This window comes from Paraprevotella sp. (assembly GCF_986071375.1).
The window spans coordinates 238,274-255,153 of sequence record NZ_CFQRNQ010000002.1; the positions used below are offsets into that span (position 1 = coordinate 238,274).

Genomic DNA, 16,880 nt, shown 5'->3' on the forward strand with positions numbered 1-16,880 from the left:
GCCGTACTGGCCGTGAAAGGAGCTAATTTCCTGTCGAATGGTGATTTAACCGATATTTTTTTGTACTTTTGTTTCCGCAAAGCGGAGTTGAATGTCCCTGTTTGATTTTATTTATGTCCTTGTAAAATGATGAATACGATACTGATTATAGATGATGAGCCGATTATACGCAAACTGTTGGCGCGCATGATGGAGTTGGAAGGCTATGAGGTGTACCAGGCTGCCGACCGCATGTCGGGCATGAAGCTGCTCACGGCCAAAACGCCGCAACTGGTATTGTGCGATGTGTTTCTGCCCGATGGCAACGGGGTGGAGATGGTAAAGGAGATAAAAGAACTGCAACCCGAAACAGAGGTCATCCTCCTGACGGCTCACGGGAATATCCCGGACGGGGTACAGGCTATCAAAAACGGCGCATTCGATTACATTACCAAGGGGGATGACAACAATAAGATCATACCGATAATCAGCCGTGCCATGGAGAAAATCAACAGACGGCCGGTGCAGCCTTCGGGAAGTGCTGTCGTGCCGGTCCGTGAATCGGCCTTCGATACCGTCTTGGGACATTCGCGAGGTTTACAGCAAGTGATACGGTTGGCTCGTAAAGTGGCCGTGACGGATGTGCCGGTGTTGCTTACGGGCGAAACGGGGACGGGTAAAGAGGTGTTCGCGCAGGCCATTCATCACGGGAGCGTGCGTGCCAAGCAGCCGTTCGTGGCCATCAACTGTTCCGCTTTCAGCAAAGAATTGTTGGAAAGCGAGATATTCGGTCACAAGGCCGGGGCTTTCACCGGGGCTTTGAAGGACAAGAAAGGACTGTTTGAAGAGGCCAACCACGGCACGATATTTCTGGACGAGGTTGGGGAGATGGCGTACGGTTTGCAAGCCAAACTCTTGCGTGTGCTCGAAACAGGGGAATATATAAAGGTGGGGGATACGAAACCCACGAAAATAGACGTGCGTATCGTGTCGGCCACCAACCGCAACCTGAAAGAAGAAATAGCAAATAGCAATTTCCGGGAAGATTTGTATTTCCGTTTGTCCGTTTTCCATCTCCATTTGCCGCCCTTGCGCGAGCGTAGGGAGGATATACCGGAGTTGGCCACAGCTTTCCTAAAACTATTTTCTGCCAAGATGGGGAAACAAGTCAAGGGCTTTGATGCAGCCTGTCAGGATTGGATGCAGTCGTATGCCTGGCCGGGAAACGTGCGTGAGTTGCGTAACGTGATAGAGCGTGCGTTGATTATCTGCGACGACTATATCACGTTGGATGACATGCCTCTTGATTTCCGGTCGTCCACTTTATCCGGATCGGCTGCCGACGGTGACGATTTTGAACTGGCAGAGGCGGAGCATCGCCATATCCAACGTGTATTGCAGTACACGAAAGGAAATAAGGCTGAGGCGGCCCGTCTCCTGAAAATAGGATTGACCACTCTCTATCGGAAGATAGAAGAGTACGGTATTAATATCTAAGAGGCTTCACGCCTCTTTTTTTGTCTTATTTCTTTATTGTTGATGTGACGGCACTTCGTACCTGTCGGAATATTCGTTTTCATGTCATGCGATATAGAGTTTAAAATGTTTTATATCAGCGAATTAAAGACTTCTCTGCAAATGTAAGATTTAGGATGGAAATCTTGTAAAATCAATCACCGCAGAACTGAAAATCATTCTCAAGAGATTGATTTTTCGTTCTCCTGAGAATGATTTTCAGTTCTGCGCAAGGTGATTTACGAATCAAAAGACGGTGCCAAACTATAAGAACTTTTTATCATTCCTTGGGTCTGGCAGCCGTCTTTGGGCTTAGTTCTACAGATTATATTGAGATGGGTCAGATGCTCATGGCACTATAAGCTTCGCGGAAGCGCGGAGCGACGTTTCTTTTCATGAAATCTTGTCCGGCGAAATTGTCCATCAAGATGGCCTGTGCTTTTTCGCCCATGTCTTTGCTCACGACAACAGACACGCTGTTGTTGTCGCTTCCGTATGAAATCATCAGGATGGGGATGTCTTTAAGCAGGTCGATGACTTTGACTTCCACGTTTTCCTTTTCCTGGTCGAACTGGCCGATGATATGGATGACGGAAATGTCTTTTTCCACACTGACGGAAGCGAATTGGGACAGTTGGTTTTCCATTTGGTGGAAAGTCTCGGAACTCAGTTCCACGGCCATGGAGATATTGACACTGGAAGAGGAAATGAGGTGTATAGGAGTCTTGAAGTCCCCACAGACGGCCATCACTTTGGTCAGGAATTGGAACGGCATGAGGTTTCCTGATGAATGGATCTGTAAATAATCTGCATTTTTCCGTGTAACAACTGCTTTAATCTGGTTCATGGTTGATGTTTTTGTAATAGTGATTGTTTGTTTATTGGGATTATAATAATTGGATATACGTAGGTTGATTCCGTGTTGTCCGGCTAAATCCAGACAAGCTTTCGGAACGAGGTTGAAACCGGCATTGATGATGCTTTTGGCTTCGTTATATGTGATGGTATAGTCTTTGAACTGACTGCATACGTCTTCGTCGGGTGAAGCCGAAGACATTTGTTTCGTGGTATAAAATGTAAGTTCCTCGGCATGGAACAAGGTCGCGATGTGGGTCGCATAAAGCGTACGGAGCTTTGCGGGCATCAATATCGTCTCTTCGAGGCCGTTCTTGCAGATACGAGCCGGGAGAATGCTGACGGTTGCGTCTTGGTCCTGTATGAGTGTCCGGAGGCATTCGGCACTTTTTTCGGTATCTATCTTTGAATTGCTACCGATACAAACGAAAAGTGAAGGGTCTAAGAGGGACACATTCACTTTCAGGTGTTTAAAGTAAGAATAGATGATGAGACCTGAAAGACGTTCGGTGAAAGAGAGAAGCTCTTTGTCCTTAATTTGGTTTAACGGACGGTTGACGAACGAATGGAGGGTTTGGAAAAGGTTTTCTATGACTGAGCTTGTGGCAGGGCAGCTTTCGGGGGCATCTGCAAGCCGCGAAATAAACTCGGCTGTTTTTGTTTTCAGCCCGTCAATCAGGGACGGGATTTTTCCCAAGTCGAAATTATACAGGGAAATGGCGATGTCTTGCATCTGGTCTTTAATCCATGGGAAAGACGGAGGGATGAGAACCACTTGCTCCCCTAAAGGGACGTACGACGGTATTTGCCGGACATCTTCAATGGATGTGATAGTTTCAAAACTATAAATTTTCATATTTTTCTGTTTATTAAATTCCTCTTTAGTCTTTATTCTTCTTTTTCTTTCTCAAATTGGAAGTGGTTTTTCCAAAATGAAAGGGTGGGCGCATTCGCGGAATGTATTCAACCTTTTGTAAATCAGTTCTTTTTTATTTTTTCATGCTCTTTCGTTTGATAACCTTTATTTCATATACATATATGATACCACCGTGCCGGAACGGAGTGAGGTGGCAAGTGGGGGCGGACGATGGTATCGGGGGGGGAGCGGTAGGGGAGGGGAAAGCATGCTGTTTGGGGGCAACTCCATATATATAATAAGGTATAGGAAAATAAGGCTTTCACGTGTTTTTTTCAAATCGGGGGTGCTCTTTTTCAAAATGGAAGTCGTTTTACCTCTTGCGGAAAGCCTTGGCGGGATGCTATATGGTTGTAAAACAGTAGGGTAAAGCATAAAACATGTTTTTTGGCATGGTTTTGGTCTAATAGGAATGCGATAAGTTAAAGTATTAATTAAAAAACAAAAGGATTATGGAATTATTTTCATTTGGGTTTCTGGCCTGCTTGGTAAGCGGCTTCCTCTGTTTCTGGTTGTTCTGGAAATGTGTGGATTGGTTTGAGAAGATTTAATTTTTAAAAAGTAGGTATTATGTACACAGCGTTATTTATTGTCAGTGTAGTGATGTTCGGCTATTTGATGTATGTGCTCGTCAAGCCGGAAAAGTTCTAAAAAACATTTTTTTGATTTAGCAGTATTATGAATACAGAAATTTTAGGTGTAGTTGCACAGATTGTATTGTTGGTGGTATTGAGCTATCCGCTCGGAAAGTATATCGCTAACGTATATAAAGGTAAAAAGACGTGCTTGGATTTCATGAAGCCGATTGAAACGGCTATTTATCGTTTCTCCGGTATCAATCCCGAAGAGGAAATGAATTGGAAACAATTCTTGCGTGCATTGTTAATCGTGAACCTGTTCTGGTTTATTTGGGGTATGCTTTTATTGGTACTTCAGGGGTATCTCCCGTTAAACCCGGATGGAAATGCCGGGCAGACAGCCCATCAGGCATTCAATACTTGTATTTCGTTCATGGTGAACTGTAACGAGCAGCACTATAGCGGTGAAACAGGTTTGACTTATTTGACTCAGTTGTTCGTCATCATGTTGTTCCAGTTCGTGACCGCAGGTACGGGTATGGCTGCCATGGCGGGTATCATGAAGGCATTGGGAGAAAAGACCACGAAGACTATCGGTAACTTCTGGAAATATTTGGTATTGAGTTGTACACGTATCTTGTTCCCTCTTTCCTTGATCGTAGGTTTTATTTTGATTACTCAGGGAACCCCGATGGGCTTTGACGGAAAGATGGAAATTACCACAATGGAAGGTAATACACAGAATGTTTCACAAGGTCCTACGGCAGCTATCGTGCCTATCAAACAATTGGGTACGAACGGTGGTGGTTACTTCGGTTGTAACTCTTCTCATCCATTGGAAAACCCGACTTATTTGTCCAACATGACGGAATGTTGGTCCATCCTGATTCTTCCGATGGCTATGGCTTTTGCGTTCGGTTTCTATATCAAGCGTAAAAAACTGGGTTATTCCATTTATGGCGTAATGTTGTTCGCTTTCTTGGTAGGCGTATGTATCAACGTATATCAGGAGATGAACGGTAACCCGCGTATCGATGCCATGGGTATCGCTCAGGACAATGGTGCCATGGAAGGTAAGGAAGTGCGTCTGGGTGCAGGTGCCACGGCTTTGTGGAGCATCGTTACCACGGTAACTTCTAACGGGTCTGTAAACGGTATGCATGACTCAACCATGCCTATTTCCGGTTTGATGGAGATGCTGAACATGCAGATCAATACATGGTTCGGTGGTGTCGGTGTAGGATGGATGAACTACTTCACCTTTATTATCATCGCAGTGTTCATCAGTGGTCTGATGGTCGGCCGTACGCCGGAATTCCTTTGCCACAAGGTCGAGGCACGTGAAATGAAGGTGGCTTCCATCGTGGCATTGCTTCATCCTTTCGTTATCCTTGTGGGTACGGCGTTAGCAGCTTACTTGTATGTACATGCTCCGGCTTTCGTGGAGAATGAAGGAGGATGGTTGAACAACCCGGGCTTCCACGGCTTGAGTGAGATGTTGTATGAGTTCACCTCAGTGGCTGCAAACAACGGTTCCGGTTTTGAAGGATTGGGTGATAACACTTGGTTTTGGAACTATTCTTGCGGTATCGTTTTGATTCTGAGCCGTTTCATTCCTATTGTAGGACAGGTGGCCATTGCCGGTCTGTTGGCAAGCAAGAAATATATCCCTGAAAGCGCAGGTACGTTGAAGACTGATACCGTTACATTCAGCGTGATGACTTTCGCTGTAATCTTCATCGTGGCAGCCTTGTCATTCTTCCCGGTTCACGCATTGAGTACGATTGCAGAACATTTCAGTTTATAAAAGATTATTTAAGGATAAGATAAAGTATGAAAACTAACAATAATACTTCCCTCTTCCAAAGGGATCAGGTAATGGAAAGCTTGAAACAGTCTTTTGTCAAGCTGAATCCCAAGATAATGGTGAAGAACCCGGTCATGTTCACCGTAGAGATTTCTACTCTGATCATGTTCATCGTGACCATCTTCTCGGCTACGAACGATTCTCAGGGCTCCTTTGCATACAACCTTTTGGTCTTCATCATCCTGTTGGTGACTTTGCTGTTCGCCAATTTCGCAGAGGCAATTGCCGAAGCCCGCGGTAAGGCTCAGGCCGACAGCTTGCGCAAGACCCGCGAAGAGACTCCGGCCAAGTTGAACGTGAACGGCCAAATCAAGACCGTGAGCAGTTCACAGTTGAAGAAAGGCGACGTGTTTGAATGCGAGGCAGGCGACGTGATTCCGGCCGACGGTGAAATCATCGAAGGTTTGGCTTCTATCGACGAGAGTGCCATCACCGGTGAATCTGCTCCGGTAATCCGTGAGGCAGGCGGTGATAAGAGTTCCGTTACCGGTGGTACGAAAGTACTTTCCGACCATATCAAAGTCGTTGTGACCAGTCAGCCGGGCGAGAGTTTCTTGGACAAGATGATTGCTTTGGTGGAAGGTGCAAGCCGTCAGAAGACTCCGAATGAAATCGCCCTGACGATATTGTTGGCCGTGTTCACTCTGGTATTCTTGATTGTCTGCATTACCTTGAAACCCTTTGCCGACTATTCCAATACGGTGATTACCATTGCAGCTTTCTGTTCTTTGTTCGTTTGCCTGATTCCTACGACCATCGGCGGTTTGCTTTCTGCCATCGGTATTGCCGGAATGGACCGTGCTTTGCGTGCCAACGTGATTACCAAATCCGGTAAGGCTGTGGAGACGGCCGGTGACATTGACACTTTGCTGTTGGACAAGACCGGTACGATTACAATCGGTAACCGTAAGGCTACGGAATTCTATCCGGTTGCCGGCATGGATAAGCATGCGTTTATCGAAGCTTGTTTGATGTCTTCCGTATCGGATGATACGCCGGAAGGTAAGTCAATCATTGAATTGGGACGTGAAATGGGCGTACGTATGCGTACCCTGAACACCGAAGGCGCACACATGATTAAGTTTACGGCCGAGACGAAGTGCTCCGGTATCAACTTGAAAGACGGTACAGAAATCCGCAAGGGTGCTTTCGACGCTATCCGTCGTATCGCCATGGAAGCCGGTAACAAGTTCCCGAAGGATACGGAAGATGTTATCCAGGCAATTTCTGCAAACGGTGGTACTCCCTTGGTGGTTTGCATCGACAAGAAGGTTGCCGGTGTCATCGAATTGCAAGACGTCATCAAACCGGGTATCGAAGAACGTTTCGAGCGTTTGCGCAAGATGGGTGTGAAGACGGTAATGGTAACCGGTGACAACCCGTTGACCGCTAAATATATAGCTGAGAAAGCCGGTGTGGACGACTTCATTGCTGAAGCCAAACCGGAAGACAAGATGAATTACATCAAGAAAGAACAGGCAGCCGGTAAGTTGGTGGCTATGATGGGTGACGGTACGAACGATGCTCCGGCATTGGCACAAGCCAACGTGGGTGTGGCCATGAACAGCGGTACTCAGGCTGCCAAGGAAGCCGGTAACATGGTCGACTTGGACAACGATCCGACCAAATTGATTGAAATCGTGGAAATCGGTAAGCAGCTGTTGATGACTCGTGGTACGTTGACGACATTCTCTATTGCCAACGACGTGGCCAAGTACTTTGCCATCATCCCGGCATTGTTCATGTTGACGATTCCTCAATTGGCTCCGTTGAACATCATGGGCTTGCACAGTCCTGAAAGTGCAATCCTTTCGGCTATCATCTTCAACGCCATCATCATTCCTATCCTGATTCCGTTGGCTTTGCGTGGTGTGGCTTACAAACCTATAGGTGCCAGTGCGCTGTTGCGTCGCAACTTGTTGATTTACGGTGTAGGCGGTCTTATCGCTCCGTTTGTCGGCATTAAGTTGATAGATTTATTCGTAGGATTATTCTTTTAATCAATAAACAGACAAAACAATGAAGAACTTTATAAAATCATTTCGTATAACGATAGCGTTCTGCATCTTCTTTTCGGTATTTTACATACTGGTATTGTGGATATTCGCACAGTTTGCAGGCCGCGGCGAGAATGGCAATGCAGAGACTGTGACCTTGAACGGTAAGGTCGTAGGTGCTGCGAATGTAGGACAGATGTTTACATCAGACGTTTACTTCTGGGGACGTCCTTCAAGTGCTGGTGACGGTTACGATGCTACAAGTTCTGCCGGTTCCAACAAAGGTCCTACCAACGAGGAATATTTGGCAGAGGTGGAGGCCCGTGTGGATTCCTTCCTTGTACACCATCCTTATTTGAGCCGTGAAGACGTTCCAGCTGAAATGGTAACGGCCAGCGGTTCCGGTTTGGATCCCAATATCACTCCGGCTTGTGCATACGTACAGGTAAAACGTGTAGCCGAAGCTCGTGGCATGAGTGAAGACGAAGTGAAAGCCATAGTAGACCAAGCTGTGGAAAAGCCTCTGTTAGGTATGTTCGGAACGGCGAAGGTAAATGTACTGAAATTGAATGTGGCTTTAGACGAAGCAAATAAATAATAACAGTAGACAAGGAGTGCCGTCGTTGATGAAGTCTGGATATGGAAAAAACACATTCGGTTAGCTTTGTCGGCGGAAGGAATAAACTGCTTCTCTCGTACTACCTTTGCCATGGCGACAGAGTCTGGAGGTTTTGGAGATATTCCCGTGCTTCATGGATGATGGCATTCTTTAAAAAAACAAGTGAAAAGTAAAACGACACAACACAACACTTTAATTAATTTATGAATATGAAAAGTTTTAAAAAAGTAGGATTGGTTTTAGGTGCAGCACTGTTAGTACCCGGCATGGCAAACGCAGGTGATTTTGTTGTCAGCGGAAAGGCTGATTTCGTAAGCGATTATATCTGGCGCGGTTTGGATCAAAACTCAGGATTCTCTATCCAACCCTCTTTGACGTTAAGCTACAAAGGCTTGAGCCTTAACGCATGGGGAAGCCAGACGCTTTCTAAATGGGGCGTGAATGACAATGGTGGCGGTGTAAAAGAATTTGATATCAACTTGTCATACGCCATCAAAGGTTTTTCCGTAACCGTATCGGATTACTGGTGGAGCGGAACCGACATGCCTTATGGTTACTATGAGGATGCCCATTATTTTGAAGGAACCTTGGCTTATAACTTCGGTGAGGCTTTCGATAAATTTGCATTGAACATTTCATGGAGTACGATGTTTGCCGGTGGAGATAAGTTCGTGTTGGGTGAAGATCCTACGGACAACAACAAGTTCTCTACTTATGTCAACCTTTCTTATCCAGTTTCATTACCGGCCGACATAACATTAACCCCGGCCTTAGGATTCACTCCTTGGAAGGGTATGTACAACGACAAAGCCGGTGTGACGGATGTTTCCATCAAAGCAAGTAAAGATATCCAAGTAACGGATAAATTTGCAATACCTGTCTTCGTACAGGCTCTTGTTGCCCCGGTCCATGACAGAACCTACCTTTTGGCTGGTTTTAGCTTGGGCTTCTGATTCTATTCGTAGTTTTCTCAGGGTTCCTCACGGAGCCCTGAGTTTTCTCTCTTATATATAAAGGCAAGTATGGACATTGACCTTTTTTTTTGTTTGGATATTACCTGACGCGTTATTGCCAGGTTTTATGGTGAATAGTCGTATTTAGGAATTTATTTGAAGATGAAATTATATATCGTTGCAAACAGATTGCCCGTAAAGGCTGTGCCTCGGCAAGACAGCTATACTTTCGTACGTAGTGAAGGAGGTTTGGCAACGGGACTCGACTCCTTGCAGATTTCCATGGAGAAACATTGGATCGGTTGGCCGGGAGTTTGTGTCGATAATGTCCGTCAGCAGATGGAAATCCGGCAGCATCTGGAGACGATGGATTTTCATCCGATATTTTTGTCGGAAGAACAGTATCATGATTACTACGAAGGATACAGCAATAGTACCATTTGGCCTTTGTGCCATTATTTCTTTTCCCATACTACGGTACGGAAAGAGTATTGGGAGTCTTACCAGAAAGTGAATGCTCTGTTTTGCGAAGAGATTTGCAAGCAAGTGGGTTCCGGCGATTGGGTTTGGATACAGGATTATCAGCTTATGCTTCTTCCAGGCATGTTACGGAAGCGGATGCCCAATCTTCACATCGGATATTTCCATCACATTCCGTTTCCCTCATACGAATTATTCCGTATATTGCCCGAACGGGCGGAATTGTTGAACGGTCTGATGGGAGCGGATTTTATAGGTTTTCATACACACGACTATATGCGCTATTTCATCAATGCTGTAGAGCGTGTATTACATATTAAGTTCGATTTGGACGAAGCCCAGACGGACAGCCGCATCGTGCGTGTAAACGCACTACCGATGGGCATAAACTATGAATTGTACAATCATTCGTCTGCCACGCCGAAAGTGTGGAGCGAGATAGAGAAAAAACGTATTCTTTTCCGCAACCACAAGTTGTTGCTGTCCGTAGACCGTTTGGATTATAGCAAAGGCATCCTGCATCGTTTGCAAGGGTTTGAGGCTTTTCTTGAACGTCATCCGGAGTACCAAGGAAAGGTGACGTTGGCCATGGTCATTGTGCCTTCGCGTGACCATGTGGAAAGCTATGCTGGGCTGAAAACAAAGATAGACGAGACCATAGGGCGGATTAACGGGCGTTATTCAGACATCAACTGGACGCCGGTTTGTTATTTCTATCATGGTTTTTCTTTTGAAGAACTTACGGCCATGTATTTCGTGGCAGACGTGGCCTTGGTAACCCCGTTGCGGGACGGAATGAACCTTGTGGCTAAAGAATATGTCGCCACGAAAGTCAACAATCCGGGGGTGCTGGTATTGAGTGAGATGGCGGGTGCTGCCGTGGAATTGGCCGATGCCATTCAGATAAATCCCAATGATACGGACCAGATTGCGGATGCCATTTTTACGGCGTTGCAAATGCCATACGAGGAGCAAGCAAGACGTATCAGCAAGATGCAGGCCATACTTTCCGTCCAGACCGTCAACAAATGGGCGGCCGACTTCATGGAAGAATGGAAAAACGTGGTAGACAAAAACCAATACCTGTCGGGGAAGTTACTTTCCACGAATTTGTTGAAACAGATAAAGGCTTTGTATACTCAGGCTCGGAGCCGTCTCATTTTGTTGGATTATGACGGGACGTTGGTGGGGTTCCAAAAGCGTCCGGAAGATGCCGTACCGACCCCTGAGGTAATACGAGTACTTAAGGACTTGACCTCCGATCCGGCCAATCATGTGGTTATCAACAGCGGTCGCGACCACCAGACATTAGAGAAGTGGTTAGGCGTTCTGCCGGTTTCTTTTGCTGCGGAACACGGGGCCTATTATAAAGAGAACGGAGAATGGCATCAGACCAGTTACAAACCGGAATGGAGCCAAAGTATCCTGTCTATTCTGAACATGTTTGTGCATAAGACCCCGAAATCGCGTTTGGAAATAAAGGAGACGGCTTTGGCTTGGCATTACCGGGCGGTAGATTCCTGGTTGGGTGAACTGAGGGCACGCCAGTTGGTTCGGGCATTGGTATCCATTTGTTTGCAACATCGCCTGCAAATCTTGCAGGGGAACAAGGTGGTAGAAATCAAGCAGTCTAACTGTACGAAGGGTTCCGAAGTAAAACGATTGTTGCGTAAGGCGCATTATGATTTCATATTGGCTATGGGAGATGACACGACGGACAATGACATGTTTCGTGCCTTGCCGGATAGTGCCGTTACGGTGAAAATCGGAACGGTGTCGGAAGATGCCCGTTATAACCTGAAATCCCAAACGGATGCTTTGCCGATGTTGCAGGCTTTGGCCACGGGGGCACCTCTTCGTATCTCCTCGAATGGGAAACAAGGCCGTCGGGATTTAGGTGTGGTTTTACATTGGATGAAAAAACTGATTAAACGAAAATAGACATATCATGCAAAATTTGAACTACGGCGTAATCGGGAATTGCTCGACCGCCGCCCTCATATCGGAAAAAGGGGCTATTGAATGGCTGTGTTTTCCGGAATTTGATTCTCCTTCCGTATTTGCGGCCATATTGGACAGGCAAAAAGGGGGGCATTTTGGTTTTAAGGTGACTTCGGATTATAAGGTTACACAATCGTACGTGCCTCATACCAACATCCTGTCTACACATTTTGAGTCGGAAGAAGGAGCCTTCGACGTGGTGGATTTCATGCCTTGCTATCCTACCTCCGATGGAAAGGATTTCTACCGTCCGGCAGAGATTTACAGGTACATCCGTTGGGCGAAAGGCCGTCCCTGTATGAAGGTGGATTATCGTCCGGCTCCCAACTGTGCGAGGGGAAAGACCATTTATAACGTGACCTCTCAATACGTCGAAACTTATTCGTCGTTGGAGAATAAGGATCGGCAATATTTATATTCGTCGTTGGACTTGAAGAAAGTCGTGAACCATGATGAAATCACCTTGGAAAAGGATGAGTTTTTTCTGTTTTCTTTCAATGAGAAGGTCATTCCGGTGGATATAGAACGGGAGAAACTGGAATATTGCCGCACTTTGGTGTATTGGCTGAATTGGACAGACCATGCCAAACGTTACACAAGGTATAACGAGGTAATCGAACGAAGCATGCTTGTATTGAAGCTCATGACCTACCGCAATGGGGCGGTGATGGCTGCCGTGACCACCAGCCTGCCGGAGACTGTAGGGGAGGTGAGAAATTGGGATTACCGTTTCTGTTGGCTGCGTGATGCTTCCATGGCCATCGAGACCTTGTTCAATATCGGCCATGTCAATTCAGCCCGTCGTTTCATGAAGTTCATCCAGTCTACTTTTATCACGACGCATAACTACCAAATCATGTATGGCATTCGTGGCGAAAGGGAACTGACGGAACTGACACTCGACCATTTGGCCGGTTACAAAGATTCGAAACCAGTGCGCATAGGCAACGATGCTTATCATCAGCGGCAGAATGACTCTTTCGGTTATCTGATGGACTTGATTTACCAGTACTATTGTCTGATGCCCGGGACCTTGGATGAAGTGGAAGACATGTGGGAGATGGTGAAGTGTATCGCCTTGACGGTTTGTGAGAATTGGCGCAAGCCGGATAAAGGTATTTGGGAAATCCGGGGCGAAGCGCAGCAGTTCGTGTCTTCCAAAGTCATGTGTTGGGTGGCATTGGACCGTGCAGCCAAGATTGCCGTGTTGCTGAACAAACATGGTTATGGAGAGCAGTGGGATGCCGAAGCTGCGTTGGTCAAGGAGGAAGTCTTCACATACGGGTGGAAAGAGGAACTGCAAAGCTTCTCCCAATGTTATGAAAACCAGGCATTGGATTCTTCCTTGTTGTTGATGGAACCATACGGTTTCATCAGTGCGGACGATGTACGTTACCATAAGACGGTACGGGCCGTGAAAGAAGCATTGATGCACAAGGGATTAATGTATCGTTATAACAGTAAAGACGATTTCGGTTTGCCGTCTTCTGCCTTTACGATTTGCACTTTCTGGTTGATTCGGGCTTTGTATGTCATCGGGCAGCGTGAGGAAGCCCGGTGTTTGTTCGAAGAAGTGTTAACCTATGGTAATCATTTGGGATTGTTCAGTGAAGATATTAACTTTGACACGAAAGAACTGTTAGGAAACTTCCCGCAGGCATATTCCCATTTGGCTTTGGTGAATACGGCCATTTTACTTTCACGAGAGAGTAAACAGTTGAAGCTTAAATAATAAAAGTATATGGAAGAAAACGAAAACGGTAACGCACAGCGCTTTCTGGAATTGATTCGTCGTTCCCGGCGGGGTAAGTTCAAGATTTACATCGGAATGATAGCCGGTGTGGGCAAGACTTACAGGATGTTGTCGGAGGCGCATGACTTGTTGAAGAACGGAATAGATGTGCAAATCGGTTACGTGGAGACCCATGGTCGTCCCGGAACGGTGGCCATGCTCGAAGGTTTGCCCGTGATTCCCCGCAAGAAAGTCTTTTATAAAGGAAAGGAAATCGAGGAGATGGATTTGGAGACCATCCTGCAAGCCCATCCCGAATTGGTCATCGTTGATGAGTTGGCGCATACGAATGTGGAGGGTTCCCGTAACACGAAGCGTTGGGAAGACGTGATGGAACTGTTGGATGCCGGCATCAATGTGGTTTCGGCTCTGAACATCCAACATATCGAAAGTTTGAGCGAGGACGTGAAGAGCATTACGGGAATCAATGTGGCGGAGAGGGTGCCCGACAAAGTATTGCAGGAGGCCGATGAGGTGGTGAACATCGACCTGACGGCCGAAGACTTGATAACGCGCCTGAAAGCCGGGAATATTTATAAAAAGGAGAAAATACAGACCGCCCTCAATAATTTCTTTAAGACAGAGAATATCCTTCAGTTGCGTGAGTTGGCTTTGAAAGAAGTGGCTTTCAGGGTGGAACGCAAGGTGGAAAGCGAGGTGACGCCTTTGGCACCGGCCCAGACGAGGCGTGAGAAAATCTTAGCTTGCGTGAGCAGCAATGAGCATACGCCGAGGCATATCATACGGAAGGCATACCGGCTGTCCACGCGTTACAGCACTTCCTTTATCGCCTTGCACGTGCAGACTCCCAAGGAAAGTCCGGACCGCATCAAGCTTTCTTCCCAACGTTATTTGCTGAATTATTTCCAGTTGGTGACCGAGTTGGGTGGAAAGGTGGAACAGATGTCCTCACCGAATGTGACCGACGCTATCGTGCAGTTTTGCAAAGAGAATCAGGTGACGACCGTATGTATGGGGCGTCCTGCGTTTGAGATGCCGGAAATGTTTTTTAAAATCGGACGGTACAAGCGTTTCTTGCAACAGTTGTCCGAGATGCGGATTGACTTAATTATTGTAGCATAATAAATCTCATTTAAAGATATGAAATTCGATATGAACATTAAGACCAAACTCACCGTGTCGATCGGTGTCTTGGTGGCCATGATTGTTTTGTTGGTGTCTTTGTCGGTGACGAATTTGCAAATACTGACAGCAACCGAACCGGACAGCCCGGCAGCCGAGCCGGGAATGAACCGTGCATTGACATGGATTATGATTATCGGTGGCATTTGCATTTGCATCGGTTTGTGGATTCTGTTTAAAATTCCCAACTCCATCAATTCTCCCTTTAAAAGTTTAGTGAAAGGTATCCTTGAGATAGCCAACCATAATTATGATGCCAAGTTGGACCTGAGAGGAGACAAGGAATTGGAAGAGGTGTCGAAGAATTTCAATAGGATGGCCAAACGGTTGAAAGATTACCACAACAGCACGATTTCGGACCTCATGGCTTCCAAACGTTATCTGGAAACCATCATCAATTCCATCAATGAACCTATCGTCGGTCTGGACAATGAGCAAATTATACTCTTTATCAACAATGAAGCGTTGAACATACTGAATTTGAAACGTGAGGACGTCATCCGGAAGTCGGCTCAGGAAATAGCCATGCGCAACGACCTGTTGCGTCGTCTGATTTGCGGAATGTGGGAAGATAAGAAGAAGGAACAGGAGGCACCGAAGTCCAAACGCGAGTCGTTGAAGATTTACGCCGACAACAAGGAGAGCTATTTCCAGGTGAAATATATGGAGATTACGATGCGCGGCAACGACGGAGTGACGATGGAGAAGAGGGGAGATGTAATCATGTTGAAGAACGTGACGGAATTTCAAGAGCTGGACACGGCCAAAACGACTTTCATATCCACCGTATCGCATGAGCTGAAAACCCCGATTTCAGCCATTATGATGAGCCTGCAACTTCTGGAAGACAAGCGTGTGGGAGGACTGAACCCCGAACAGGAGGAACTTTCGAGAAGCATTAAAGAGAATAGTGAACGGCTGCTCAGCATCACGGGCGAGTTGCTCAACATGACGCAGGTGGAGAGTGGAAAACTGCAACTGAAACCGAAGATTACCAAGCCTATCGAATTGATTGACTATGCCATCAAGGCCAATCGCGTACAGGCTGAGAAATTCGGAATACAAGTGGAAGTGGACTATCCGGAGAAAATCGGGAAGCTCTTTGTCGACAGTGAGAAAATAGCCTGGGTGTTGACCAACCTGTTGAGCAATGCCGTCCGTTATTCGTCCGAGGCTGGTCGTGTGGTCATCGGGGCACGCCAACAGGATGACAACCATATTGCCATGTTTGTACAAGATTTCGGAAAGGGCATAGACCCGCGTTACCACGAAAGTATTTTCGAGCATTATTTCCGTGTGCCGGGAACGAAAGTGCAGGGAACCGGATTGGGTTTGTCCATTTCCCGGGACTTTGTGGAAGCCCACGGAGGAACACTTACGGTAGACAGCGAATTGGGAAAGGGCAGTGTCTTTACTATGGTTTTGCCTTGCTGAGGAAAGAATAATAGGAGTCGCATCCTTCTTTCAAAAAGCCGTATGATTTTGCAGCTTTTTGAAGGAAGGATGTTTTTTATTTATAAAGACAAAATGATTTTTTTTGTCCGAAAGACATAAGAATCAGGCTTTTTTTGTAAGTTTGCAATATACAAAACAAGGAGGGACAGTTTATGACTACAATGGAATTGAATGCGGAACTTTTCCGCCAGCTCAGTATTATTGCAGAGGACGAATCATTGATGCGGAAGGCCGTGAAAGCCGTTACGCGCCTCGCCAAACAGAAAGAGACGGAAGAAACAGAGTATATCGGCAAAGAGGAAATCCTGAAAGGGATTGATGCGGGGCTGAAAGAAGTGAAATTGACTCGAGAAGGTAAGTTGGCTCCGAAATTGGCAAGAGATTTTCTCAATGAATTATAAGATTATAGTAAAGCCATCATTTGAGTGGGAAGCCAAATGGTTGGCGAAGCATTATGCTTCGTTTAAGAAAGATTATGCTGCTTTGCTTGATGAGTTGGAACGAAATCCTACCGCCGGTACCGACTTGGGAGGAGGTTTGCGCAAAATCCGTATGCGTATCGCTTCTAAAGGTAAGGGAAAGAGCGGCGGGGCAAGGGTCATCACTTTCACGGTGGTAGTGGCCGTCGAAGAAACGGAAATCAACTTGCTTTATATTTACGACAAGGCGGAACGCGAATCTGTGTCGGCTCGTGAAATCGAGGCACTGCTTCGCAAAAACGGCTTGTAAG

13 protein-coding genes are annotated in these 16,880 nt (G+C 46.3%); 12 read left to right on the top strand and 1 reads right to left on the bottom strand.

Features of this window, described 5'->3' with window-relative positions:
* The first annotated feature begins 129 nt into the window (after positions 1-129).
* A complete protein-coding gene (locus AC5RDV_RS02135) occupies positions 130-1,476 on the top strand; it encodes a sigma-54-dependent transcriptional regulator (RefSeq protein ID WP_276787284.1) in 1,347 nt (448 codons plus the stop codon).
* Between the two features lie 358 nt (positions 1,477-1,834).
* Here AC5RDV_RS02135 and AC5RDV_RS02140 read toward each other — a convergent pair whose 3' ends face one another.
* Positions 1,835-3,205: an ACT domain-containing protein gene (locus AC5RDV_RS02140; protein ID WP_276787233.1), complete on the bottom strand. Its 1,371-nt coding sequence runs from the start codon at positions 3,203-3,205 to the stop codon at positions 1,835-1,837.
* A 630-nt stretch (positions 3,206-3,835) separates the two neighbouring features.
* Between AC5RDV_RS02140 and AC5RDV_RS02145 the strand changes: the two genes are divergently transcribed.
* The 11 genes from AC5RDV_RS02145 to AC5RDV_RS02195 all read left to right on the top strand — a co-directional run bounded on the left by AC5RDV_RS02145 (position 3,836) and on the right by AC5RDV_RS02195 (position 16,879).
* Positions 3,836-3,916, top strand: coding sequence for a potassium-transporting ATPase subunit F (locus tag AC5RDV_RS02145; protein WP_040602402.1), 81 nt, complete (start codon positions 3,836-3,838; stop codon positions 3,914-3,916).
* A 27-nt stretch (positions 3,917-3,943) separates the two neighbouring features.
* On the top strand, positions 3,944-5,650 hold the full coding sequence (kdpA, locus tag AC5RDV_RS02150; RefSeq protein WP_008623975.1) for a potassium-transporting ATPase subunit KdpA: 1,707 nt from the start codon (positions 3,944-3,946) through the stop codon (positions 5,648-5,650).
* Positions 5,651-5,676: 26 nt separating this feature from the next.
* Positions 5,677-7,710 carry a potassium-transporting ATPase subunit KdpB gene (kdpB, locus tag AC5RDV_RS02155; RefSeq protein WP_008623973.1) on the top strand — a complete coding sequence of 678 codons (2,034 nt, stop codon included), beginning with the start codon at positions 5,677-5,679 and terminating at the stop codon, positions 7,708-7,710.
* 19 nt (positions 7,711-7,729) lie between these two features.
* Positions 7,730-8,305, top strand: a complete 576-nt coding sequence (locus AC5RDV_RS02160) for a K(+)-transporting ATPase subunit C (RefSeq protein ID WP_130892791.1) — start codon at positions 7,730-7,732, stop codon at positions 8,303-8,305.
* Positions 8,306-8,529: 224 nt separating this feature from the next.
* Positions 8,530-9,279: a TorF family putative porin gene (locus tag AC5RDV_RS02165; RefSeq protein ID WP_282747681.1), complete on the top strand. Its 750-nt coding sequence runs from the start codon at positions 8,530-8,532 to the stop codon at positions 9,277-9,279.
* Positions 9,280-9,441: 162 nt separating this feature from the next.
* Positions 9,442-11,700: a bifunctional alpha,alpha-trehalose-phosphate synthase (UDP-forming)/trehalose-phosphatase gene (locus AC5RDV_RS02170; protein ID WP_282747682.1), complete on the top strand. Its 2,259-nt coding sequence runs from the start codon at positions 9,442-9,444 to the stop codon at positions 11,698-11,700.
* A 7-nt stretch (positions 11,701-11,707) separates the two neighbouring features.
* Positions 11,708-13,492, top strand: a complete 1,785-nt coding sequence (locus tag AC5RDV_RS02175) for a glycoside hydrolase family 15 protein (protein WP_282747683.1) — start codon at positions 11,708-11,710, stop codon at positions 13,490-13,492.
* A 9-nt stretch (positions 13,493-13,501) separates the two neighbouring features.
* Positions 13,502-14,635 (top strand): sensor protein KdpD, encoded by a 1,134-nt coding sequence (locus tag AC5RDV_RS02180; RefSeq protein WP_008623963.1) that lies wholly within the window; start codon positions 13,502-13,504, stop codon positions 14,633-14,635.
* A 30-nt stretch (positions 14,636-14,665) separates the two neighbouring features.
* Positions 14,666-16,129: an ATP-binding protein gene (locus tag AC5RDV_RS02185; protein WP_172604747.1), complete on the top strand. Its 1,464-nt coding sequence runs from the start codon at positions 14,666-14,668 to the stop codon at positions 16,127-16,129.
* Positions 16,130-16,302: 173 nt separating this feature from the next.
* Positions 16,303-16,551, top strand: a complete 249-nt coding sequence (locus tag AC5RDV_RS02190; protein ID WP_008623962.1) for a hypothetical protein — start codon at positions 16,303-16,305, stop codon at positions 16,549-16,551.
* Positions 16,541-16,879: a type II toxin-antitoxin system RelE/ParE family toxin gene (locus AC5RDV_RS02195; RefSeq protein ID WP_282747684.1), complete on the top strand. Its 339-nt coding sequence runs from the start codon at positions 16,541-16,543 to the stop codon at positions 16,877-16,879. The genes AC5RDV_RS02190 and AC5RDV_RS02195 overlap by 11 nt, the downstream gene beginning before the upstream one ends.
* Position 16,880 lies beyond the last annotated feature (1 nt).

What these genes read in the sequence shown, in the direction of transcription:
- AC5RDV_RS02135 (WP_276787284.1), top strand. Translation starts at nt 130, where the DNA reads ATGAATACGATACTGATTATAGATGATGAGCCGATTATACGCAAACTG.
- AC5RDV_RS02140 (WP_276787233.1), bottom strand. Translation starts at nt 3,205, where the DNA reads ATGAAAATTTATAGTTTTGAAACTATCACATCCATTGAAGATGTCCGG.
- AC5RDV_RS02145 (WP_040602402.1), top strand. Translation starts at nt 3,836, where the DNA reads ATGTACACAGCGTTATTTATTGTCAGTGTAGTGATGTTCGGCTATTTG.
- kdpA (WP_008623975.1), top strand. Translation starts at nt 3,944, where the DNA reads ATGAATACAGAAATTTTAGGTGTAGTTGCACAGATTGTATTGTTGGTG.
- kdpB (WP_008623973.1), top strand. Translation starts at nt 5,677, where the DNA reads ATGAAAACTAACAATAATACTTCCCTCTTCCAAAGGGATCAGGTAATG.
- AC5RDV_RS02160 (WP_130892791.1), top strand. Translation starts at nt 7,730, where the DNA reads ATGAAGAACTTTATAAAATCATTTCGTATAACGATAGCGTTCTGCATC.
- AC5RDV_RS02165 (WP_282747681.1), top strand. Translation starts at nt 8,530, where the DNA reads ATGAATATGAAAAGTTTTAAAAAAGTAGGATTGGTTTTAGGTGCAGCA.
- AC5RDV_RS02170 (WP_282747682.1), top strand. Translation starts at nt 9,442, where the DNA reads ATGAAATTATATATCGTTGCAAACAGATTGCCCGTAAAGGCTGTGCCT.
- AC5RDV_RS02175 (WP_282747683.1), top strand. Translation starts at nt 11,708, where the DNA reads ATGCAAAATTTGAACTACGGCGTAATCGGGAATTGCTCGACCGCCGCC.
- AC5RDV_RS02180 (WP_008623963.1), top strand. Translation starts at nt 13,502, where the DNA reads ATGGAAGAAAACGAAAACGGTAACGCACAGCGCTTTCTGGAATTGATT.
- AC5RDV_RS02185 (WP_172604747.1), top strand. Translation starts at nt 14,666, where the DNA reads ATGAACATTAAGACCAAACTCACCGTGTCGATCGGTGTCTTGGTGGCC.
- AC5RDV_RS02190 (WP_008623962.1), top strand. Translation starts at nt 16,303, where the DNA reads ATGACTACAATGGAATTGAATGCGGAACTTTTCCGCCAGCTCAGTATT.
- AC5RDV_RS02195 (WP_282747684.1), top strand. Translation starts at nt 16,541, where the DNA reads ATGAATTATAAGATTATAGTAAAGCCATCATTTGAGTGGGAAGCCAAA.